Source organism: Mycobacterium sp. E740 (assembly GCF_001672895.1).
Classification (GTDB): domain Bacteria; phylum Actinomycetota; class Actinomycetes; order Mycobacteriales; family Mycobacteriaceae; genus Mycobacterium.
On sequence record NZ_LZKP01000107.1, the window covers coordinates 59,676 to 81,172 of the forward strand.

18 protein-coding genes are annotated in these 21,497 nt (G+C 67.0%); 12 read left to right on the forward strand and 6 right to left on the reverse strand.

What is annotated here, in order from left to right; all coding sequences use genetic code 11:
• The first annotated feature begins 41 nt into the window (after nt 1-41).
• The 8 genes from A5663_RS10425 to A5663_RS10460 all read left to right on the forward strand — a co-directional run bounded on the left by A5663_RS10425 (nt 42) and on the right by A5663_RS10460 (nt 10,482).
• Complete coding sequence (locus tag A5663_RS10425) at nt 42-2,897, forward strand: RND family transporter (protein WP_304443153.1); 2,856 nt, start codon at nt 42-44, stop codon at nt 2,895-2,897.
• A 23-nt stretch (nt 2,898-2,920) separates the two neighbouring features.
• On the forward strand, nt 2,921-4,555 hold the full coding sequence (locus tag A5663_RS10430; protein ID WP_068147747.1) for an AMP-binding protein: 1,635 nt from the start codon (nt 2,921-2,923) through the stop codon (nt 4,553-4,555).
• A 48-nt stretch (nt 4,556-4,603) separates the two neighbouring features.
• Complete coding sequence (locus A5663_RS10435) at nt 4,604-5,173, forward strand: hypothetical protein (protein WP_068147751.1); 570 nt, start codon at nt 4,604-4,606, stop codon at nt 5,171-5,173.
• A 38-nt stretch (nt 5,174-5,211) separates the two neighbouring features.
• Nucleotides 5,212-6,042, forward strand: coding sequence for an LLM class F420-dependent oxidoreductase (locus A5663_RS10440; RefSeq protein WP_068147754.1), 831 nt, complete (start codon nt 5,212-5,214; stop codon nt 6,040-6,042).
• A gap of 128 nt (nt 6,043-6,170) precedes the next feature.
• Nucleotides 6,171-7,364 carry an acyl-CoA dehydrogenase family protein gene (locus A5663_RS10445; protein WP_068147756.1) on the forward strand — a complete coding sequence of 398 codons (1,194 nt, stop codon included), beginning with the start codon at nt 6,171-6,173 and terminating at the stop codon, nt 7,362-7,364.
• Nucleotides 7,357-8,511 carry an acyl-CoA dehydrogenase family protein gene (locus A5663_RS10450; RefSeq protein ID WP_068147759.1) on the forward strand — a complete coding sequence of 385 codons (1,155 nt, stop codon included), beginning with the start codon at nt 7,357-7,359 and terminating at the stop codon, nt 8,509-8,511. The genes A5663_RS10445 and A5663_RS10450 overlap by 8 nt, the downstream gene beginning before the upstream one ends.
• A gap of 85 nt (nt 8,512-8,596) precedes the next feature.
• On the forward strand, nt 8,597-9,733 hold the full coding sequence (locus A5663_RS10455) for a cellulase family glycosylhydrolase (protein ID WP_068147761.1): 1,137 nt from the start codon (nt 8,597-8,599) through the stop codon (nt 9,731-9,733).
• Between the two features lie 86 nt (nt 9,734-9,819).
• Nucleotides 9,820-10,482 carry a L,D-transpeptidase gene (locus A5663_RS10460; RefSeq protein ID WP_068147764.1) on the forward strand — a complete coding sequence of 221 codons (663 nt, stop codon included), beginning with the start codon at nt 9,820-9,822 and terminating at the stop codon, nt 10,480-10,482.
• Nucleotides 10,483-10,494: 12 nt separating this feature from the next.
• Here the strand turns inward: A5663_RS10460 and A5663_RS10465 are convergent, their stop codons facing one another.
• The 3 genes from A5663_RS10465 to A5663_RS10475 form a co-directional block, all read right to left on the reverse strand.
• A complete protein-coding gene (locus A5663_RS10465) occupies nt 10,495-11,751 on the reverse strand; it encodes an oxygenase MpaB family protein (RefSeq protein WP_068147768.1) in 1,257 nt (418 codons plus the stop codon).
• Nucleotides 11,752-11,775: 24 nt separating this feature from the next.
• Nucleotides 11,776-12,549 (reverse strand): sulfite exporter TauE/SafE family protein, encoded by a 774-nt coding sequence (locus A5663_RS10470; RefSeq protein ID WP_068147770.1) that lies wholly within the window; start codon nt 12,547-12,549, stop codon nt 11,776-11,778.
• 212 nt (nt 12,550-12,761) lie between these two features.
• A complete protein-coding gene (locus tag A5663_RS10475) occupies nt 12,762-14,141 on the reverse strand; it encodes a rhodanese-like domain-containing protein (RefSeq protein WP_068147772.1) in 1,380 nt (459 codons plus the stop codon).
• Nucleotides 14,142-14,273: 132 nt separating this feature from the next.
• Here A5663_RS10475 and A5663_RS10480 point away from each other — a divergent pair, with 132 nt between their 5' ends.
• Together A5663_RS10480 and A5663_RS10485 are read left to right on the forward strand one after the other, a co-directional pair.
• Nucleotides 14,274-14,543 (forward strand): metal-sensitive transcriptional regulator, encoded by a 270-nt coding sequence (locus A5663_RS10480; protein WP_068147775.1) that lies wholly within the window; start codon nt 14,274-14,276, stop codon nt 14,541-14,543.
• 97 nt (nt 14,544-14,640) lie between these two features.
• Nucleotides 14,641-15,459, forward strand: a complete 819-nt coding sequence (locus tag A5663_RS10485; protein WP_068147776.1) for a formate/nitrite transporter family protein — start codon at nt 14,641-14,643, stop codon at nt 15,457-15,459.
• A 20-nt stretch (nt 15,460-15,479) separates the two neighbouring features.
• On the opposite strand, the gene A5663_RS10490 is transcribed toward A5663_RS10485, so the two are convergent.
• Genes A5663_RS10490 through A5663_RS10500 form a run of 3 tightly spaced genes read right to left on the reverse strand, consistent with a single transcriptional unit; the run spans nt 15,480 to nt 18,266 of the window.
• Nucleotides 15,480-16,253, reverse strand: a complete 774-nt coding sequence (locus A5663_RS10490; RefSeq protein ID WP_068147779.1) for an enoyl-CoA hydratase/isomerase family protein — start codon at nt 16,251-16,253, stop codon at nt 15,480-15,482.
• A gap of 24 nt (nt 16,254-16,277) precedes the next feature.
• Complete coding sequence (locus A5663_RS10495; protein ID WP_068147781.1) at nt 16,278-17,747, reverse strand: amidase; 1,470 nt, start codon at nt 17,745-17,747, stop codon at nt 16,278-16,280.
• A 54-nt stretch (nt 17,748-17,801) separates the two neighbouring features.
• Nucleotides 17,802-18,266, reverse strand: a complete 465-nt coding sequence (locus tag A5663_RS10500; protein ID WP_068147783.1) for a hypothetical protein — start codon at nt 18,264-18,266, stop codon at nt 17,802-17,804.
• Between the two features lie 184 nt (nt 18,267-18,450).
• Between A5663_RS10500 and A5663_RS10505 the strand changes: the two genes are divergently transcribed.
• Together A5663_RS10505 and A5663_RS10510 are read left to right on the forward strand one after the other, a co-directional pair.
• A complete protein-coding gene (locus tag A5663_RS10505; RefSeq protein ID WP_068147785.1) occupies nt 18,451-20,031 on the forward strand; it encodes an FMN-binding glutamate synthase family protein in 1,581 nt (526 codons plus the stop codon).
• Between the two features lie 42 nt (nt 20,032-20,073).
• Entirely contained in the window at nt 20,074-21,432 is a 1,359-nt protein-coding gene (locus A5663_RS10510; protein ID WP_068147787.1) for a wax ester/triacylglycerol synthase family O-acyltransferase, read from the forward strand.
• Nucleotides 21,433-21,497: the final 65 nt, after the last annotated feature.

Genomic DNA, 21,497 nt, shown 5'->3' on the forward strand with positions numbered 1-21,497 from the left:
GCCTGGAAGAGCGCCCAGAAGCGACGGTCGAGGGCACCCGGATGGCGCGCCTCATCCGCCGGCTGACGGTGCCGATCCTGCTGCTGTGGCTGGCCGTCGCCGCGCTGTCGAACATCGCCGCGCCGCAGCTGGAGGTCGTCGGCGCCGAACGCTCGGTGTCGATGAACGCGGCCGACGCCCCGTCGATCATGGCGATGCACCACATCGGCCAGGTCTTCGACGAATTCAAGTCCGACAGCGCCGCCATGGTCGTCCTCGAAAGCGACCAGCCGCTCGGCGAGGACGCACACCACTACTACGACGGACTGGTGCGACGCCTGGCCCAGGACACCAAGCACGTCGAGCACATCCAGGACTTCTGGGGAGACCCGCTGACCGCGGGCGGTTCGCAGAGCAAGGACGGCAAGGCCGCCCTGGTACAGCTGTACCTTGCCGGAAACCAGGGCGAGGCGCTGGCCAACGAGTCCGTCGACGCGGTGCGCAGCGTCGTCGCGGACTCCTCGCCGCCGCCGGGGCTCAATGTCTACGTGACCGGCGCGGCACCGCTCATCGCCGACAACTTCGCGGTCGGCAGCGCCGGCACGCACAAGGTCACCGCGATCACGTTCCTGGTGATCGCAGTGATGCTGTTGATCGTCTACCGGTCGATCGGCACCACGCTCATCGTGCTGGTGACGGTCCTGGTCGAACTCGCCGCGGCTCGAGGAGTGGTCGCGTTCCTCGCGAACGCCGGAATCATCGGGCTGACAACGTACGCGACGAATCTGCTGACACTGCTGGCGATCGCGGCCGGCACCGATTACGCGATCTTCGTCGTCGGACGCTACCACGAGGCACGCAACAAGGGCTTCGACCGAATCTCGGCCTACCACGACATGTTTCGCGGCACCGTGCATGTCATCGTCGGCTCCGGCCTGACCATCGCAGGCGCGGTGGCGTGCCTGTACTTCACCCGGCTGCCGTACTTCCAGACACTGGGCGTCCCGGCGGCCATCGGTGTGCTCGTGACGCTGGCAGCGTCGCTCACCCTGGGGCCCGCGGTGCTTCTGATCGCCACCAGGTTCGGCCTCATGGAGCCGAGACGCAAGACCCGCGTGCGTGGTTGGCGTCGCATCGGCACCGCGATCGTCCGGTGGCCCGGCCCGATTCTCGTGGTCTCCTGCCTGCTCGCCTTGATCGGTCTGCTCGCCCTACCGGGTTACAAGACCAGTTACGACGCCCGCCCCTATTTGCCTGGTTACGCACCGGCGGTGGCCGGTTACGCCGCCGCGGAGCGCCACTTTTCCCAGGCCCGGCTGAACCCCGAACTGCTGATGATCGAAACCGACCACGACATGCGCAATCCGGCCGACATGCTCGTGCTCGAGCGCGTCGCCAAGAGCGTGCTGCACACGCCCGGTGTCGCGCTCGTGCAGTCGATCACCCGCCCGCTGGGGACGCCGATCTCCCACAGCTCCATCCCATTTCAGATCAGCGCCCAAAGTGCGAGCCAGATAATGAATCTCAGCTACCAGAAGGCCCGTGGCGCCGACCTGTTGAAGCAGGCCAATGAGATCACCAACACCATCGACATCCTCAAACAACAGTTGGCACTGCAACAGGCCAGCGCCGCGGCGACCCACGAACAGACCCAGGCGTTCCACGACACCGTCACGATCGTCAACAAGCTGCGCGACCAGCTGGCCGATTTCGACGACCAGTTCCGGCCGATACGCAACTACTTCTACTGGGAACCGCACTGTTTCAACATCCCGATGTGCTCGGCGCTGCGGTCGGTCTTCGATTCACTGGACGGGATCAGCGCCCTGAGCGAACAGTTCGGCACCATCACCGCAAGCCTCGACAAGCTCGATGCGCTGCAACCACAACTGTTGTCGCTGTTGCCCCCGCAGATAGCGATCCAGGAACGCAACCGCGACCTGACGTTGTCCAACTACGCGACCACGACGGGCACCAACACGCAGAGCGAGGAAGCGCTGCAGAACGCCACCGCGATGGGGCAGGCTTTCGACGCCGCCAAGAACGACGACACGTTCTATCTGCCTCCCGAAGCCTTCGACAACCCCGACTTCAAGCGCGGTCTGAAGTTGTTCCTCTCGCCCGATGGCAGAGCGGCTCGCATGATCATCACCCATGAGGGGACTCCCGCGACGCCCGAAGGCATCTCGCACATCGACGCGATCAAGCACTCCGCGTTCGACGCGATCAAGGCCACGCCGCTGTCGGACGCCAAGATCTACGTCGCCGGTACGGCCTCGACGTACAAGGACATCCAGGACGGTGCGAAGTACGACCTGTTGATCGTCGGGCTGGCCGCACTCGCGCTCATCCTGCTGATCATGATGTTCATCACCCGCAGCCTGGTCGCCGCGCTGGTGATCGTCGGCACGGTGGCGTTGTCGCTGGGGGCGTCGTTCGGGCTGTCGGTTCTGGTGTGGCAGTACATCTTCGGGTTCCCGCTGTACTGGATCGTGCTGGCACTGGCGGTCATCCTGCTGCTCGCGGTGGGCGCCGACTACAACCTGCTGCTGATCTCCCGGTTCAAAGAGGAGATCGGGGCGGGCCTGCGGACCGGCATCATCCGCGCGATGGCGGGCACCGGCGGCGTGGTCACCGCGGCCGGGCTGGTGTTCGCGGCCACGATGTCGTCGTTCATCTTCAGCGACCTTCGGGTGCTGGGCCAGATCGGCACCACGATCGGTCTCGGGCTGCTCTTCGACACCCTGATCGTCCGATCGTTCATGACCCCGTCGATCGCGGCGATTCTCGGCCGCTGGTTCTGGTGGCCGCTGAACGTACGCCCGCGGCCGGCCAGCCGAATGATGCGCCCGTACGGAACCCGCACCGCCGTACGGGAGCTGCTGCACACTGAAGAGGGACAACCCGTGCAGCACTGATCGGAAGGGCGAGTCTTGGTGCGATGACCTCCACCGCGAAGTCTTACGACGCGGGACCGACCGACAGGCCGGTGCTCGAGCAGACCATCGGTGCCAACTTCGAAGAGACGGTTGCGCACCACCCCGATGTCGAAGCGCTCGTCGACGTCGCTCAAGGCTTGCGTTACACCTACGCCGAACTCGACGCGGAGGTCGACATCGTCGCCCGCGGGCTCATGGCGTTGGGAATCGACAAAGGCGACCGGGTGGCGATCTGGGCGCCGAACTGCGCGCAGTGGACCATCACCCAGTACGCGACGGCGAAGATCGGCGCGATTCTCGTCAACGTCAACCCCGCTTACCGCACCCACGAACTGGCCTACGTCCTCAACCAGTCCGGAGCACGCGCGCTCGTCGCCGCGACGGCGTTCAAGACCTCCGACTACGTCGCGATGGTCGAGCAGGTACGACCCGACGTGCCGGCGTTGACCGACGTGCTCTACCTCGGGACCCCGGATTGGGATGCGCTGCGCGCAGGCGCCGCCGACGTGGCGCCCGACGCCCTCGCCCAGCGCATGGCCGACCTCTCGCCAAGTGACGCCATCAACATCCAATACACCTCGGGGACAACCGGTTTCCCGAAGGGTGCGACGCTGTCGCACCGCAACATCCTCAACAACGGCTACTTCACCACCGAGCTGATCAAGCTCGGCCCGGACGACCGGTTGTGCATCCCGGTGCCGTTCTACCACTGCTTCGGCATGGTGATGGCCAACCTCGGCTGCACCAGTCACGGCACCACCATGGTGATCCCGGCGCCCGGCTTCGATCCCGGCGCAACGTTGACCGCGATCGAACGCGAACGCTGCACCGCGGTGTACGGGGTCCCGACGATGTTCATCGCGATGCAGAACCATCCGGAATTCGCCGACCGCGACCTGTCGACACTGCGAACCGGGATCATGGCCGGTGCGGTGTGTCCGGTCGAGGTGATGAAGCGCTGCGTCAACGACATGAACATGTCCGAAGTGGCGATCGCCTACGGCATGACCGAGACGTCGCCGGTGTCGTGTCAGACCCTCATCGACGACGATCTGGAGCGGCGCACGTCGACGATCGGGCGGGTTCATCCGCACGTCGAGATCAAGATCATCGACCCGGACACCGGCGAGATCGTCGAACGTGGCGAGCCGGGGGAGTTCTGCACGCGCGGCTACTCGGTGATGCTGGGTTATTGGGAGGACGACGAAAAGACCGCGGAGGCAGTCGATTCCGACGGCTGGATTCACACCGGCGATCTGGCGGTGATGCGTGACGACGGCTACTGCAACGTCGTCGGCCGCATCAAGGACATGGTCATTCGTGGCGGAGAGAACATCTACCCCCGCGAGATCGAGGAGTTCCTCCTCACACACCCCGACGTCGAGGACGCCCAGGTGATCGGGGTACCCGACGACCGGTACGGCGAGGAGACCTGCGCCTGGATCCGGATGAAACCGGGCCGGGCCGCCCTCGACGCCGAAGGCGTACGAGCTTTCGCGGCAGGCAAACTCGCGCACTACAAGATCCCGCGTTATGTGCAGGTGGTCGACGAGTTCCCGATGACCGTCACCGGCAAGGTGCGCAAAGTCGAGATGCGTGAGCGCAGCGTGGCGATGCTGGGACTCGACCCCCAGTAGTGAGTCGCTTCACGTTTGAGTTGCGGTGCTGCTGGAAATGGGTTGCTCATGCCCACGCCACGAACCGCGGTACCCGCACGCGCGTTGCTCGGGGCACTCAGCGTCGTCGCGCTGTGCGGCTGTTCGGCATTCGAGAACAAGGCTGCCAACAGCGCGTCGACCTCCAGCACGCAGACGTCGGTGACCGCACCGCGAACCGAGGCCACCACCGCCGCACCCAATCCGCCGCCGTCAACGGAGCAGGGCCCGCCGATCGGAGACGTGTCGCTGGGCATCGACGACCGTGGCGATCTGGGCGAGATCGTCGTCGACAGCACCGGCCGCACGCTGTACGCCTTCTCGTCGGACCGGCCGAATGAGCCCGGCTGTTACGGAGATTGCGCCGACACCTGGCTACCGCTGCTGGCCGACGGACATCCCGCGGGCGGCACCGGCATCGACGTGGCCGCGGCGGGCACCGTGCCGCGCCGCGACGGCGGTACCCAGGTCACCTACCGGGGCAGCCCGCTCTATCGCTACGCCGGCGACAAGACGGACAAGGACTCGAACGGACAGGGCCTGGGCATGTTCGGCGGCGAATGGCACGTCCTGACCAAGAACGGCCAACCGCTGGCGTAGAGCGGAATAGCCTCATCGGAACGGACGTTGGTGCGCACATGAAGTTCGGGATCTCCACTTTCGTCAACGACGACGCCATCGACACGGTGACGCTGGCCCGCGCGATCGAAGAGCGCGGCTTCGACGCGCTGGCGATCGCCGAACACACCCACATCCCCGCGAGCCGCGAATCCGCGTACCCGATGGGCGGCGACCTGCCGGGCATCTACTACCGCACGCTCGACCCGTTCGTCACGCTCGCCGCGGCGGCCGCCGTCACCTCCGAGATCGAGTTGATCACCGGCATCGCGCTGCTCATCCAGCGCGACCCGATCATCACCGCGAAGGAGGCAGCCAGCATCGACCTGATCTCGGGCGGCCGGTTCGTGTTCGGCGTCGGAGCCGGCTGGAACATCGAGGAGCTGCGCCACCACGGCACCGACCCGAAGACCCGCGGCGCGCTGCTCGACGAACGCATCGAGGCGATCAAGGTGCTGTGGACCGACGAGCCCGCCGAGTTCCACGGCCGCTTCGTCGACTTCGACTCGTCGTACCTGCGCCCCAAGCCGGTCCAGAAACCGCACCCGCCGATCCTGATCGGTGGCGACTCCGATGCCACCGTCAAGCGGGTGATCCGCCACGGGGCCGGTTGGATGTCCAACCCGCTGCCCGTCGACCGGCTCGCCAAACGCATCGACCAGATGCGCGAAGGTGCCGGCCAGGACGTCCCGCTGACGACGTTCGGCACGCCGATCAACCCGGAGTATTGGCGGGCTCTCGAAGACCTCGGCTACTACCAGGCGAACCTGCTGTTGCCGACGAAGCCGCGCGACGAGTCCCTGCGCCTGCTCGACGAGTTCGCCGCCAAGGTCGCCGAGTACCGCGGCTAGAGCCCAGGGCTCGCTTAACTGGTGGATTACAGCCACCAGATGCGTGCAATCCACCAGTTAGCGCGATACGAGTGCCTGGCAGGGTCCCGCCGTTTGTCGACGGGTGTCGAGTTCCTATGGTGACACCCATGAGCAATGACGCTGACGCCGAACGCGTCGCCGAGCTGGCGCGCGGGGTCGTCGCCGAGCACGACCCGAAGAGCGTTCCGATCCCCGAATATCTCGGCGCCTGCTACGACGCGGGGCTGTCGTGGGTGCACTTTCCCGACGGGCTCGGCGGGATCGGGGTGTCGCGTGGCCTGCAGGCAGTTGCCGACCGCATCCTGCAAGGCGCCGGCGGCCCCGTGCCGCTCGGCTTGAATCCGATGGGCTACGGCATGGCGGCACCGACCATCCGCGAGCACGCGCAGACCGAGGACGTGAAGCGGCAGTGGCTGCGGCCCCTGGCAACCACCGAAGACCTGTGGTGCCAACTGTTTTCGGAGCCGGGCGCCGGCTCGGACCTGGCCGGCTTGGCCACGTCGGCAGTCCGCGATGGTGACGACTGGGTGGTCAACGGTCAGAAGGTGTGGACCAGCCTCGCGCACCGCGCACGGTGGGGGCTGCTGCTCGCCCGCACCAATCCCGATGTGCCCAAGCACAAGGGGTTGACGTACTTCGTCATCGACATGCACGGCGCCGGCGTCGAGACCCGGCCGCTGCGCCAGTTGACGGGGCAGGCGGAGTTCAACGAGGTCTACTTCTCCGACGCGCGGATCCCGGACAAGCACCGCCTCGGGGAGGTCGGCAACGGCTGGAATGTCGCGATGACGACGCTGATGAACGAACGCACTGCGCTGGGCGGAAGCGGCAGCCGCCGCGGCGCCGGCACCATCGCCGACGCGACCGGGCTGTGGGCTTCGCGGCCTGAGCGCCGGACCGCGGTGTTGCGGGACCGGCTGACGCAGCTGTGGCTGCGTTCGGAGGCCCAGCGCCTCACCTCCGAACGGTCGCGTGCCGCCGCGACGGCCGGCGGACCGGGTCCGGAGGGGTCGATCGGAAAGCTGGTGGGTGCCGAGCTCAACCAGGACATCTACCAGTGGTGCATGGATTTCCTTGGGCCCGAAGGGCTGCTGTATCACGGCTATCAGCAGGGCCGCGGTACCGGTGAGCGGGACTGGCAAGGGCCGATCCAGCAGCGGTACCTGCGCAGCCGTGCCAACACGATCGAAGGCGGCACGTCCGAGGTGATGCGGAACATCCTCGGCGAACGCATTCTCGGCCTGCCCGGCGATCTGCGGGCCGATGCCGGGATGCCCTGGAAGGAGGGGCCGCGTGGCTGAGTTCAGGTTCACCGACGAGCAGAACCAATTGCGGGATGCCGTGCGGAAATTCAGCGCCGAGCACTTCTCCGAAGCCGAGGTTCGCCGGCTGATGGAGTCCGACCCGCCGTTCGACGCCAAAGTGTGGGCACGGCTCGGCGGCGAACTGGGGGTGCTGGGCCTGTCGGTGCCCGAAGCCGACGGCGGCGTCGGCGGCACGCTGGTCGACCAGGCGGTCGCCATCGAGGAACTCGGCGCACGGTTGGCATGCGGGCCGCTGTTCGGCACGGTGTACCTCGCGATCCCGGCGCTCGTGGCCGCCACGTCCGGTCCGGCCCGCGACGAACTGCTCGGCGACCTCATCGAGGGCCGGCGCACCGCGGCTCTCGCGGTGGTCGACCGGGCGGGCGCCTTCGATCCCGATGCCATCTCGGTGACCGCTGACGGAGAGACCTTGTCGGGCACCGTGACTCAGGTCGTAGACGGTGGGATCGCCGATGTGCTGCTGGTCGCGGCGCGCGGCTCGGGCGGCGCGGCCCTGTACGCAGTCGACACCGCGGACGCGGGTGTGCAGCGCACCCAGCTGGCGACACTCGACCTCACACGGTCCGAAGCGAATGTGACGTTCGCCGACGCGCCCGCCCGCCTGATCGCCGGAGCCGACGAGACCGCACGGGAGCTCGATCACGCACTGCAGGTCGGTGCGGCGCTACTCGCTGTCGAGCAGGTCGGCGCCGCGCAACATCTGCTCGACCTGTCGGTGGAGTACGCGAAGTCGCGGCTGCAGTTCGGCCGCCCGATCGGCTCGTTCCAAGCGGTCAAGCACCGCCTGGCGAACCTGCTGGTCGATCTGGAACACGCCAGATCTGCTGCCTACCACGCAGTCTGGGCTCTGACCGACGGGTCCGACGATCCGGCGCTGGCCACCAGCATCGCCCAAGCCGTGTGCTCGACCGCGCTCAGCCATGTCGCCACCGACACGATCCAGGTGCACGGCGGCATCGGGTTCACCTGGGAGCACCAGGCCCACCTCTACTACAAGCGCGCGGCCACCGACGCGGTGCTGCTGGGTAGCGCCGAAGAGCACCGCGACAGGATCGCGGCGATGGTGCTCGACGACGCCACTGTCGAGCGGGCGCCTCGGGTGGCCAACGGCGTCATTGCCTGACCACTGCATAACGATTCGAAATCTGTTGTGTTGCAGGAGGAGCCGCCGGTGGTGACGGTTCGGCCACGAATACTATGGTCACAAGGTGCACCGGCGAACTGCGCTCAAGCTCCCGCTGTACCTGGCCGCCGCCGCGGCGCTGACCAAGATCCCGGCCGTATCGGCGGCAACCGATCGATGGTCGGCTGACCGCGCCAACGCCTGGTACGCCAAGCAGGGGTGGTTGCTCGGCGCCAACTATGTGACCTCGAACGCCGTCAACCAGCTCGAGATGTTTCAGGCGGACACCTACGACGCGCGCCGCATCGCCGGTGAACTCAGCGTGGCCAGGCGGATCGGGATGAACACGATGCGGGTGTTCCTGCACGACCAGCTGTGGGCCACCGACCGCGACGGGTTCAGCCGTCGACTCTCACAGTTCGTCAGCATCGCGGCGAGCCACAACATCAAGCCGCTCTTCGTGCTGTTCGACTCGTGCTGGGACCCGCTGCCCAGGGCGGGTCGTCAGCGTCCGCCGATCAAGGGAGTGCACAACTCCGGCTGGGTGCAGAGCCCGGGCGCCCACCGGCTGCAGGACCCGGCCTACACCCGCGTGCTGCAGAGCTACGTCACCGGAGTGGTCGGCATGTTCCGCGACGATCCGCGCGTCCTCGGCTGGGACGTGTGGAACGAGCCCGACAACCCCGCAAAGGACTACCGAAAGGCCGAGAGCAAGGACAAGCAGGAACTGGTCGCCGCATTCCTGCCGCATGTGTTCCAGTGGGCACGCGCCGTCAATCCCAGCCAACCGCTGACCAGCGGTGTGTGGCAAGGCCATTGGAAGGACCCCGGAAGCCGCAGCGCGATCTGCAGTGTGCAGCTGGAGAACTCCGACATCATCAGCTTCCACAGCTACGGGGATCCCACCGAGTTCGAGGCGCGCATCGACGAGCTCACGCCACTGGGCCGCCCAATCCTGTGCACCGAGTACCTGGCGAGGAGTCTGGGCAGCACCGTGGAGGGGATTCTGCCGGTCGCCAAGCGGCGTCACGTCGGCGCCTACAACTGGGGTTTCGTCGCCGGCCGGACGCAGACGTATCTGCCGTGGGATTCCTGGCAGCATCCCTACACCACGCTGCCGGACACCTGGTTCAGTGATCTGATCCATCCCGACGGGACGGCCCACGACGACAACGAGATTCGCGTCATCCAGAAGCTCGCCGGAGTGGCCACCGCCAGCTGACGCCATATCGACTGCGTCTCTCTTTGGCCGCGAACGGGTTTCGGCGGCCCACCTGTGCTTCGACGCGCGGTTAGGGTGGTCGGATTGTGAAATTGCGAAAAGTGCTGGCTCAACTTGCGGTGGTGCTGTTGAGCGTGTCGCTGGCTTCCCCCGCCGCGGCGGACCCGGCTGGGCAGACAACGCAGTGGATCGTCGTCGGCGTGCCTGCGGCGAACGCGACAACGGGAACCCTCACTGCTTTCCAGCGGGTCGGCAGCCAATGGAAAACCGTCCTGGGTCCGACCCCGGCCAAGGTCGGCTCGCTGGGCGTCGGCGCACCCGCCGACGGCGTGCACCGCACTCCCCAGGGCACGTTCACGTTCGACCAGGCCTTCGGCCGGCAACCGAATCCCGGCACCAAGATGCCGTACTTCCAAGCGACCAGCCAGGATTGGTGGGACGAGGACGCCGGCTCACCGACCTACAACACACACGTGCGCGGGTCCGCGAGCCCGTCGTCGATCGCCGAGAACCTGCACGACTCCGGACCGGTCTACGACTACGCCGTCAACATCGCGGTGAACCCGCAACGCATCCCCGGACGTGTCTCGGGTATCTTCCTGCACGTGACCGACGGCAGCCCGACATGGGGTTGCGTGGCCATCGGCCGCGACGAGATGAAGAAAGTGCTGACGTGGCTGGACCCGTCGGCGGCCCCGAGGATCACCATCGGCGTAGGAAGCCCATCGCTGGTGGCGTCACGCGCATAGTCGCGTCATCGTTCACCGCCGTAGCGGTACCGCCGCCTCGAATGCCGCTGCCTTGCCGTCCGATTGCCACCGCAGCCAGGCGTCCCACCGGTTCAGGTTGTGCTCCTGCCATCGGCGATCGACGCGCGGAGACACCCGCCTCGCCAGCTCCAACGCGACGATCACCGGAAAACGCGAGAGCAACAACATGATTCCGGGCAGCGCGGACGGCAGCCGGTAGCGCCGCCGGTTCCACGGCAACATGTACAGCCCGAGATAGCCGGCCTGTACGCGGTAGTGGTACTCCGCGCGCAGCCGCTCGAGGCCTCGATACGCCGGCGGCGGCGTGAAGGCAGGGACGAATGATTCGACGAGCTCTGTGCCGCTGCCCGCACTGTCGTAGCTGCGCGCCGAGTCGCACATGAACAGGATGCGCCAGGCGTCGAGGGCCGTCTCCGGGAAGTAGTCGTCGCAACGGACGCCCACGAGATGTCCGCAATAGCGGTTGAAGTGCAGCACGGCACGCATCTCGCGCGGTGAGGTGACGTGGCCGAGAAGGAACAGGCCGAACGCCGGTGCGATGCTGCCGCCGAGCAGCGTCAACAACATCGCCGACTGGCTGATCGGCAGACCCCAGCGCGCAGCGTCCCATTCCGGGTGTTGCTTGACGCGGTCACGCACGCTGACATGCATGATCCGCACATGCAGAGAGATGTTGCGGCCCAAGGAACCTGGCGTCAGGATCGCTCCCGGACGGCAGACTTCGATCCACCAGCGGGAGGTCTCCAGGTAACGGTGCAGGGCCCGCTGGCCGGCATAACCGCCGGACAGCGAAAGCGGCACGGCCAACCAGCCCTCGGTATACGTGTCGTTGGTGCCCGCGTTGCCGAGCGCCCCGAGCGCATATGCCCAGCGACGCCAGACCGCTGCGCCCTCTTCGACCAAGGCGGGATCGACCCAGTCGGGCAGCTGCTCGAACTCCTCGAACAGCGCACGCATCGACGCGGGCGCTTCGGAAACGCTGTCGATGCCGTCCCGCTGCGCCTGCTCGACGAGGTCGCGAGCCTTCCTGGCGCCCAGCTCACCGTGGTAGGTCTCGGCGACGAATCGCTCGGCGACGGGGTCACCCTCGCTGAGTCCCGCGATGAACGCCTGCGCTGTCGCTGCCGACGGCAGCAGATCAACGCCGGTGAGGCGTTGCACGGCCCTTCGCAGACGGGCGCGCCGACGGGTCAGTCCCGGGTAGCGGAACGCGGTCGGTGGTGGTGGCGAGCGGAACGGTTGCGCCATAGCCGTTCCAGGCTAGCCGCTTGTTCAAGACAAGAAGATCGTGTCGACGAGTACGTATGCGGCGACCGCGAGGACGAGGTAGGCGAACCAACGCTGTAGGCGAGCAGTGTCGAGCTTGGTGCCGAAGTATCCGGCCAGCAGCGACGCCACCATCGCGGCGGCGACGAATCCCACGGTGACCGACCAGTCGATGCTGATGCCCTGGAGATGGGAGAAGATTCCCGCGACGGAGTTGGCGACGATGATCAGCAGGGAAGTGCCGACAGCCGTGCACATTTCGACGCCGAGCAACACCACGAGCGCGGGGATGATGAGAAACCCGCCGCCGACCCCGAACACTCCGGTCAGCAAGCCGACCAGGAGACCGGCGCCGATCGATCGCGGTGCGCAACGGCGCCAGTTGACCTGACCCGCCCGGACTTCACACGCGGTGCCGGTGTCGTCCTTGCTGGTCAGCATGCGGACACCGGCGACCGACATCACCGCCGCGAATCCGATCAGCAGCGCGGGCTCGGGCAGATGCCTGCTGATCGCACTGCCGACAACGGCCGCCGGGATACCGGCCGCCGCGAAGATGCCGGCCAACCGCCACTGCACCTGACGGGCGCGGACCTTGGGAAGCGCTCCGACAGCCGAGGCGGCGGCAACCACGATCAGCGAGACCGGGATCGCCTGCTCCACAGCGAAACCGAGGCCGTAGACCAGCGCCGGGACCGCCAGGATCGAGCCCCCGCCGCCGAGCAGCCCGAGCAGCACGCCGATCAGCGCACCGAGGGCCAGGCTCGACACCGCAACCATGGATGTGTCGTCTACCTGTTCTTCCGGCCCCAGAACCGACCGCGGCTACTGCGCGGCGGTTCGGTGGTCCGGTCACAGCGGCACTGCTGCTCGACAGGGACCGACCGCATCACGTCGTCGACGTGCTCGCCGCAGCCGTCCCAGGTCGTCTTGCCGCAGGACGGGCATCGAACTGGATAACACATTTGTCAGACTCCTTTCGCGGCTACGACTCACATTTTGGCGTGAGCGCCGCACCAAGCGTGGTATCCCCCGAGCAGGTCGGACACCTGTTCAAAATCGTTGGCGCGCAACAAAGACGCCGCTACGCTGGAGCGCCAGCCGCCGGCACAGTGCAGGACGATCGGCTTGTCGGTCGGCACCTCGGTCATCCGGGCCCGCAGTTGTGCGAGCGGGATGTGCATGGAGCCGGGGATGGCGCCGGCTTCGCGCTCACCCGGATTGCGGATGTCGATCAGCGTCACCGCGTCCCGGGCCATCAGTGCGTCCAGCTCGACGGCCGTCGTCCGGGGCGCGGTCTGCACTATATCGGCCAGTTCGTCCGGAAACTGGCCGTCGTGTTCGACGTTGAGATAGCCGACGGCGTTGTCCGAGCCAATACGGGCCAACCGCAGCGCGGCTTGCTGCTCGTCACCCGGATACGTGATCAGCGCGATCTGGTCGCCGACGTCGGCGACCATGCCTCCGGTTTCGGCGAACCGGCCGTCGAAACCGACGTTGACCGACCCGCGCAGATGCCCGGCGGCGAAGTCGTCGACGCTGCGCGCGTCCAGCACGCGCACACCGGCGTCGAGGGCGGCGCGGATCTGCTGCGGCACCATCTCGGGCACCGCGCGGTCCGGCTTCAGCAGTGGATGGATGCGTTTGTTCATCGCGGCGTCAGAGGCGAAGTACATGGGCGCGGCGGGCTGGCCCCGGGTGATCATGTCGACGAACGCTTCTTCGCTCATCGGCTGCACCGACGGATTGCTCCGCCGTTGCTCACCGATCGTCGAGGTGAGGTCGGTCGAGAGGTTCTTCCCGCACGACGAGCCGGCGCCGTGGGCGGGCAGCACTTTCACCGCATCGGGCAGCGTCAGCAGCTTGTCGTGGACGGTGTGGTACATCGCCCGCGCCAGGTCGCTGGTCGAGCCGTCGCCGATGTTGGCCAGGTCCGGCCGGCCGACGTCGCCGATGAACAGGGAGTCACCGGTCAGCACCCCCACCGGGGCGCCGGCTGCCCGCTCACGCACGAGCACACTGATCGACTCCCAGGTGTGGCCGGGAGTCGCGATGATCTCCAGCTCGACCTCGCCGAGCGACAGGCGTTCACCGTCGACCAGACGGCGGATCGGGTAGTCGGTCTCGGCGGCTTCGCCGAAGCCGATCCAGGCCCCGGTCGCGTCGACGAGCTCGAGGTGACCGGACACGAAATCGGCGTGGAAGTGGGTGTTGATGACGCCTTCGATCGTCAGTCCGTGCTTCCGCGCGTCGGTGAGGTAGTCGGTGATGTCGCGGCGCGGGTCGACGACGACCGCGCGTCCGGTCGACTGGTCGCCGATCAGATACGACGCGTGCGACAGACACTCGATGTAGTACTGCTCGAGGATCATCTGCGGTTTCCTTCCCGGTCGTGACACCCGCTGCGGCGATACCCCGGCGGGTATCCGTACCATACCCCAGGGGGTATCGATCGCGCAAATACCCCCTGGGGTAATCTGGGGGCAGAGGGAACGGAGAAAGTCATGGTTGGTGATCAGGAAGCGATCGACGCGGTCCTGAATCGGCTGCGCCGCGCTCAGGGTCAGCTCGCCGGAGTGATCACGATGATCGAGCAGGGCCGCGATTGCAAAGACGTCGTCACGCAGCTGGCCGCGGTGTCCCGCGCGCTCGATCGGGCCGGCTTCAAGATCGTCGCAACGGGCTTGCGGGAATGTATGACGAGCGACGGTGAGGGCAACGAGAAGCCCATGACCGAGGCGGAGCTCGAGAAGCTCTTCCTCGCGCTGGCTTGATCGGCGATCGGGCTGCAGGCATTTCAGTCGATACGCGTCGGCTCCGCGATCGCGGGTACTCGTGACCTCGACCTTGCGCCGATCATGAGGACGACCATTGAGTGAGACGAGTCAACGCCAGCTGGGCGATCACGACAGCCCCATCGAGGACGAGCTCGAAGGCGCCTTCAAGAGAATGGTCGGCGAGGGCACCCAGCGCTTACATCGAAGCTGGCGCGAAGTGCTGGTCACCGGCTTCTTCGGCGGCACAGAGGTAGCGGTCGGCGTCCTCGCCTATCTCTCGGTATTGGCGGCCACACACAACAATCTCCTGGCGGGGGTGGCGTTCTCGGTGGGCTTCCTGGCGCTGCTGCTCGGGCGCAGCGAGCTGTTCACCGAGGGATTTCTGGTGCCGGTCACGACGGTGGCCGCAAAACGCGCCAGCATCGGGCAGCTGGTCAAGCTGTGGACGGGGACGTTGATCGCGAACCTCGCAGGAGGTTGGTTGATCATGTGGTTGATCATGACGGCTTACCCCAAACTGCGCGCGCAGACGATCGAGTCGGCCACCCACTTCGCAGAGGCGCCGCTTTCGGCCGAGACGTTCTCGCTGGCGCTCCTCGGCGGCATGGTCATCACACTGATGACGCGCATGCAGCACGGGACCGATTCGACATTCGGCAAGATCGCGGCAGCCGTCGCCGGCGGGTTCCTCCTCGCCGGCCTGCAGATGTTCCACTCGATCCTCGATTCGCTGCTGATCTTCGGGGCACTGACGACAGGTGATGCACCGTTCGGATACGACGCGTGGCTGTACTGGTTCGGTTACACAACCGTCGGCAATGTCGTCGGTGGCCTGCTGCTCGTGACGCTCCTTCGGGTGCTGCGAAGCAAGGAGCGCCTCGAGGAGGAGCGACGCGACGCCGATGCGTCGTGAAACTCCAGGGCGGCAACGGCTCAGCGAGCGCGCCACTTCGGTTTGCGCTTCTCCTGCCAGGCCGTGATGCCCTCGCCCACGTCTTCGGTCGCCGCGGCGACCTTGCGCATGGTCTCACCGAACCGGACGGACTCGATCCAGCCCATGTCTGCGGTACGCGACGCCACCTCCTTGGTGGCCCGTTGCGCAAGCGGCGCAGCCTCGGTGAGTGTGCGCGCCCACGCGCGTGCTTCGGCCTGCAGGTCGCCGGGTTCGACCAGTCGCCACACCAACCCGATCTCCTTGGCGCGCTCGGCCGCCATCGGCTTGCCGGTCAGCAGGAGTTCCATGGCGTCGGCCCACCGCACCCGCTGCGGCAGCCGGATCGCGCCGACGATCGTCGGCACGCCGAGCGTCACTTCGGGGAATGCGAAAGTCGCTGTGGTGGAGGCGATCACGAAGTCGCAGAACAGGACGCCCGTCAGCCCGTAACCGATGCACGCGCCGTTGACCGCCGCGATCGTCGGCTTGAACAACTCCATTCCGCTCTCGAAGGAGTTGATGGTCGGCTTCTCCCAGAACGTGCCTGCGAAGGTGCCGACCGAACCCTCGCCGTCCTTGAGGTCACCGCCGGCGCAGAAGACGTCCCCGTTGGCGGTCAAGATGCCGACCCAGGCGTCTTCGTCGCCGCGGAAGCGCTCCCAGGCCGCGTTCAGCTCGTTGCGCAGGGCGCCGTTGATGGCGTTTCGCGCCTCGGGGCGGTTGAGGGTGATGGTGGCGATGTGGTCGTCCAGCTCGTAGGTCACCAGGCTCATGGCTGAACCATAGCCACGCGCGCCCTAGATCGGGGCGACGCGATCCGACCAGGGCAGCGCCTGCTCGAGTTGGGCGGCGAGCTTGATGAGCAGCGACTCGCCTGCCAGCGGCGCGACGAACTGCACGCCGAGCGGCAACCCGTCGGCCGTCCAGTGCAAGGGCAGCGAAACAGCCGGGCGCCCAGTGAGATTCGCGAGCTGCGTGTACGGGATCCACCTGAGGTTCTTGTCCACCATGTCGTCGACGATCTTGGTGTAGCGCAGTAACCGGGCGGTGCGCGTCTTGAGCAGTAGGCCACCGGCGTGGTGCAGCGGGGCGGGAAGGTCGAACTCGCCGACCTTCGGCGGAGGAGTCGCCAGCGTAGGCGTCAGCAGCAGGTCGTAGGACTCGAAGAAGGTGGTCAGCCGTCGGGTGTGTTCGTGGCGGCGCTGGACGGCGTTCAGGTAGTCGACTCCGCTCGTCGCTCGACCCAGCTCAGCCAGGATCAGGGTGTCGCGTTCGAACGACTCGTCGCCCGCACCCGTGAGCCGCTTGGCCTCATCGAGTTGCGCAGCGGTGGAGACGAACCACGCGAGCAGGAATTCGCGAGCCAGCGCGGCGTCGTCGAATGGTGCGCGCGGCAGTTCGTCGACGTGGTGACCCAGCTCGGTGAGCGCCCGCACGGTCGTCTCCACGGCGGCGACCGCCTCGGGATGCGGCGCCGGGTTGATCGCCGAGGGCACCCGCACGCCGACCCGCAAGACGCCGGGATCGGCCCCCACACACGACGCGAACGGAAACTCCGGTACGCCGGGCACATACGGTCCGCTGGGCTCACCACCTTTGAGGACGTCGAGCATCGCGGCCGTGTCGCGCACCGTCCGCGACACCACGCCCTGCACCGCCGCACCGTGCTGGGGCTCGCCGCTCGCCGGTCCCGACGGCGTCAGGCCGCGGCCGGGTTTCAGGCCGACCAGCCCACAGCACGCGGCGGGGATGCGAATCGACCCGCCGCCGTCGTTCGCGCCCGCGCACGGCACGATCCCCGCCGCCACCGCTGCGGCCGATCCGCCCGACGAGCCACCCGGGGTCCGGGTCAGATCCCACGGATTGCGCGCGGGGCCCCAGGCGACCGATTCGGTGATTCCCTTCTTCCCGAACTCCGGAGTGTTGGTCTTGCCGAAGATGACCAGGCCGGCGTCGATCCACCGCTGGACGACCGTCGAATGCTCCGGCACAGGTCGCGACATCAACGCGCGCGACCCGCAGGAGCTGGGCAGCCCCGCGTAGTCCTGCGCGAGATCTTTGATCAGGAACGGCACACCGGCGAACGGGCCGGCGAGTTCTTCGGACGGCGTCGCGGGCACTTCGCGCACGATGGCGTTGATGCGGGGGTTCACCGCTGCCGCGCGCTGCTTCGCCAGTCCGAGCAACTCGGCCGCTGTCACCTCTTTGTCGGCGACGAGTTTCGCCAACCCGGTCGCGTCGTAGGCCCGGTATTCGTCGAAGTCCACTATTCGACCGTACGTGCCCCGGCACCGCGGTTGGGCGGCTTCTTTCCTCGAGGGTCAGTGCGCGGCCGAGCGGGCTCTCGCGCAGCTGACGGGAGCGGTCGGCAGGTTGGAAAGGTTGCGCTGCTCTCGACGGTCGGCGCGCATCATCCGCTTGTCGAGTGCGCGCTCGTCGCGTTTGGTCAGGGCGCGCCGCTTGCGGACGAGGAGGTCGAGCTGGTGCCAGCTGAGTCCGTCGAGGCTGCCGTCCTCGTCGTGGGTGGCGACGACGACGCAGCCGTGCAGCAGCGGAACCGTCTTGGCGGTGAAAGTCGTTGTCGCGAGCAGAAGCTCGGTTGCCTTGTGGTTGGTGCGCCGCTGGCACCGATGTGTCGTCGGGCTGAACCAGAAGTCGAATTGCCGGTCGGCACTGGTCAGGCAGTGCAGGCCTTGGTCGTGGACGAGTTGGTCGATATCGGCCTCGGTGTAGGCGCGGGTCTCATAAACGGTGCCGGTGGCGCTGAAGTACAGGACTGTGTTCATTCGAAATTCCCATTCGTCTCTTTCTTCGGTGAGAAGGCTCGGCGGTGACTCACCGGCCCTGTTACTCAAGTTACCCATGTGACAGTTGAGACAAACCTCGATAACAGTCCGGCTACCGATTGTTTGGCCGCCACCCCGGCTGTGCATCGGTTTCGCCAACGCGTCGGATGGCAACACCAACGGCATGGGCCGGACCGTTCGTGGTCTCGCTGCCGCGGCCGCCTCGACGTTGGCCGCCGTGGCGGCGCGTGATCTCTTCCAGCGCAAACACGCGCTCCTGCGCAACTTTCCCGTCGTCGGGCACGCCCGGTACCTGATCGAATCCGTCGGTCCGGAGTTGCGGCAGTACATCGTCGCCGCGAACAACGAGGAGCGTCCATTCACCCGCGACCAACGTCGCTGGGTGTACGCCTCGGCCAAAGGAGAGAACAACTACTTCGGCTTCGGCACGGACAACGACTTGGAGTACACGGCCGGCTACCCGGTGATCAAACACCGTACGTTCGCGCAGACCGTACCGCCGTCGTCGCCGAACTCGGCGACCCGGCAAACCAAGGTCCCGTGCGCCAAAGTGCTCGGTGCGGCCCGGGGCCGGCCAGGCGCGTTCCGGCCGAGTTCCGTCGTCAACATCTCCGCGATGAGCTTCGGCTCGCTGTCGGCCAACGCCGTCGAGGCGCTGAATCGCGGAGCGGTGCTGGCCGACTGCCTGCACAACACCGGCGAGGGCGGTATCTCTCGCTATCACCGCCACGGCGGCGAACTGATCTTCCAGATCGGCACCGCCTACTTCGGCTGCCGAGATTCCGATGGCCGGTTCGATCTCGACAAGCTCAAAGAGGTCGTGGCGTCAGCGCCCGTGCGGGCACTGGAGATCAAGCTCAGCCAGGGTGCCAAGCCCACGCTCGGTGGCCTGTTGCCGGCTCCCAAGGTGTCCGCCGAAATCGCCGCCGCGCGCGGAATCCCGGAAGGACGGGACTGCATCAGCCCGTCGCGGCATGCCGAGTTCTCCGACACGGACAGCCTGCTCGACTGGGTGGAGTTGCTGGCTTCCGAGACCGGCCTGCCGGTGGGCATCAAGTCAGCGGTCGGCGACCTCGAGTTCTGGTCTGAGCTCACCGACCTCATGCGTGAAACGGGCCGGGGCGTCGACTTCGTGACGATCGACGGCGGTGAGGGCGGCACCGGTGCGGCGCCGCTGATCTTCACCGACACCGTGTCGCTGCCCTTCCAACTCGGCTTCGCGCGGGTGTACCGGATCTTCGCCGAGCGAGGCCTGCACGAAGATGTCGTCTTCATCGGCGCCGGCAAGCTCGGATTGCCGGACAACGCCGTCGTGGGCTTCGCACTCGGCTGTGACATGGTCTACGTCGCGCGCGAGGCGATGCTCGCGATCGGCTGCATCCAGGCTCAGGTGTGCCACAACGACAGATGTCCGACCGGCGTCGCCACCCAGAACCAGTGGTTGGCGCGCGGTCTGGTCCCGGAGCTCAAGGCCGAGCGGGTCGCCAACTACATCAGGACGCTGCGCCGCGATCTGGTGAAGGTCGCCGAGGCGTGCGGCGTCGAGCACCCCGGCCTCATCTGCCCGGACGCGGTCGACATCCTGCACACCCGGACCGCTTCCACGCCGCTGCACGAGGTGTACGGCTACGAGCCGGACATGGGACTACCGTCAGAGGCGGACTGCAAAGAGATCGCCCGGCTGATGACGGTTCGTGAGCCACAGGGGGACTCCGCGCCACCCTCGACGTCCGCCGTCGGATGACAGCGGCGTGCAACACACTTTGAGCATCGACGCGGAGGTCTCATGCAACCGATATCACCGACCGACCTGATCTTCCTGCTCGGCGAATCCCGCGAGCATCCGATGCACGTCGGCGGTCTGCAGTTGTTCACGCCGCCGGACGGCGCCGGTCCGGAGTTCCTGCGCGAGGTCTACGACGTCCTGCTCGAGCAGTCCGACGTCCAGCCCACCTTCCGCAAGCATCCGGCCTTCTTCGGCGGGGTGACCAACCTCGTCTGGTCTTCCGACCAGGACGTCGATCTGGAATACCACCTGCGCCGGTCTGCGCTGCCGGCGCCAGGCCGTGTGCGCGAGCTGCTCGAGCTGACTTCGCGGCTGCACGGCAGCCTGCTCGACCGTCATCGTCCGCTTTGGGAGGCACACCTGATCGAGGGCCTCAACGACGGCCGGTTCGCGGTCTACACGAAGATCCACCACGCGCTGATCGACGGCGTCTCGGCGTCGAAGCTGATGCAGCGCTCGCTGTCGACCGATCCCGACGACACCGACCTGCGGGCGCCCTGGAGCCTGCCGCCTCGGCGCAGGTCCGGTTCGAAATCGGGGCCGTCGCTGCTGCAGACTTTGGGTCAGACCGCCGGATCTATTGTCGGCGCGGCGCCGACCACGCTGTCGCTGGCGCGCGCCGCGTTGCTCGAGCAGGAACTGACGCTGCCGTTCCGGGCGCCCAAGACGATGCTGAACGTCCGCATCGGCGGGGCCCGACGCGTCGCCGCGCAGTCCTGGGCGCTCGAGCGCATCCAGAAGGTCAAGAGCGCCGCCGGGGTGACCGTCAACGACGTCGTGCTCGCGATGTGCGCCGGGGCGCTGCGCGAGTACCTGGCCGACGAGAACGCGCTGCCCGACACCCCGCTGGTCGCGATGGTCCCGGTGAACCTGCGCAACGAGAAGGACGCCGAGGGCGGAGGCAACCTCGTCGGCGCCATCCTGTGCAATCTCGCCACCGACATCGACGATCCCGTGCGGCGGTTGGAGGCGATCGCCACCTCGATGCGCGACAACAAGAAGGTCTACTCCGAACTGCCTCGGCTACAACAACTTGCCGTGTCGGCGTTGCTGGTCGGCGGGCTGGCGCTCGGTCTGCTGCCCGGGTTCGTCTCGACCGCGCCGCCGCCGTTCAACATCGTGATCTCCAACGTTCCCGGCGCCAGGGAGCCGATGTACTGGAACGGCGCGCGACTGGCCGGCAACTACCCGTTCTCGATCCCGCTCGACGGCCAAGCGCTCAACATCACGTTGGCCAACAGCGCCGGCAACCTCGACTTCGGGTTGGTCGGCGACCGCCGCAGGCTGCCCAGCCTGCAGCGGTTACTCGGCCACCTCGAAACGTCGCTCAAGGAACTGGAACGCGCGGTCGGAGTCTGACGCCCCGAAGCCGGACGGCACCGGCGGTGATGATCGACACTGGACCCATACCGGGCACGTTATAC

Excerpts from the sequence above, each read along its gene's own strand:
- A5663_RS10480 (WP_068147775.1), top strand. The coding sequence starts at position 14,274 with ATGGTTGGTGATCAGGAAGCGATCGACGCGGTCCTGAATCGGCTGCGC.
- A5663_RS10510 (WP_068147787.1), top strand. The coding sequence starts at position 20,074 with ATGCAACCGATATCACCGACCGACCTGATCTTCCTGCTCGGCGAATCC.
- A5663_RS10505 (WP_068147785.1), top strand. The coding sequence starts at position 18,451 with ATGGGCCGGACCGTTCGTGGTCTCGCTGCCGCGGCCGCCTCGACGTTG.
- A5663_RS10500 (WP_068147783.1), bottom strand. The coding sequence starts at position 18,266 with ATGAACACAGTCCTGTACTTCAGCGCCACCGGCACCGTTTATGAGACC.
- A5663_RS10490 (WP_068147779.1), bottom strand. The coding sequence starts at position 16,253 with ATGAGCCTGGTGACCTACGAGCTGGACGACCACATCGCCACCATCACC.
- A5663_RS10435 (WP_068147751.1), top strand. The coding sequence starts at position 4,604 with ATGCCCACGCCACGAACCGCGGTACCCGCACGCGCGTTGCTCGGGGCA.
- A5663_RS10465 (WP_068147768.1), bottom strand. The coding sequence starts at position 11,751 with ATGGCGCAACCGTTCCGCTCGCCACCACCACCGACCGCGTTCCGCTAC.
- A5663_RS10445 (WP_068147756.1), top strand. The coding sequence starts at position 6,171 with ATGAGCAATGACGCTGACGCCGAACGCGTCGCCGAGCTGGCGCGCGGG.
- A5663_RS10425 (WP_304443153.1), top strand. The coding sequence starts at position 42 with ATGGCGCGCCTCATCCGCCGGCTGACGGTGCCGATCCTGCTGCTGTGG.
- A5663_RS10475 (WP_068147772.1), bottom strand. The coding sequence starts at position 14,141 with ATGATCCTCGAGCAGTACTACATCGAGTGTCTGTCGCACGCGTCGTAT.
- A5663_RS10430 (WP_068147747.1), top strand. The coding sequence starts at position 2,921 with ATGACCTCCACCGCGAAGTCTTACGACGCGGGACCGACCGACAGGCCG.
- A5663_RS10470 (WP_068147770.1), bottom strand. The coding sequence starts at position 12,549 with ATGGTTGCGGTGTCGAGCCTGGCCCTCGGTGCGCTGATCGGCGTGCTG.
- A5663_RS10440 (WP_068147754.1), top strand. The coding sequence starts at position 5,212 with ATGAAGTTCGGGATCTCCACTTTCGTCAACGACGACGCCATCGACACG.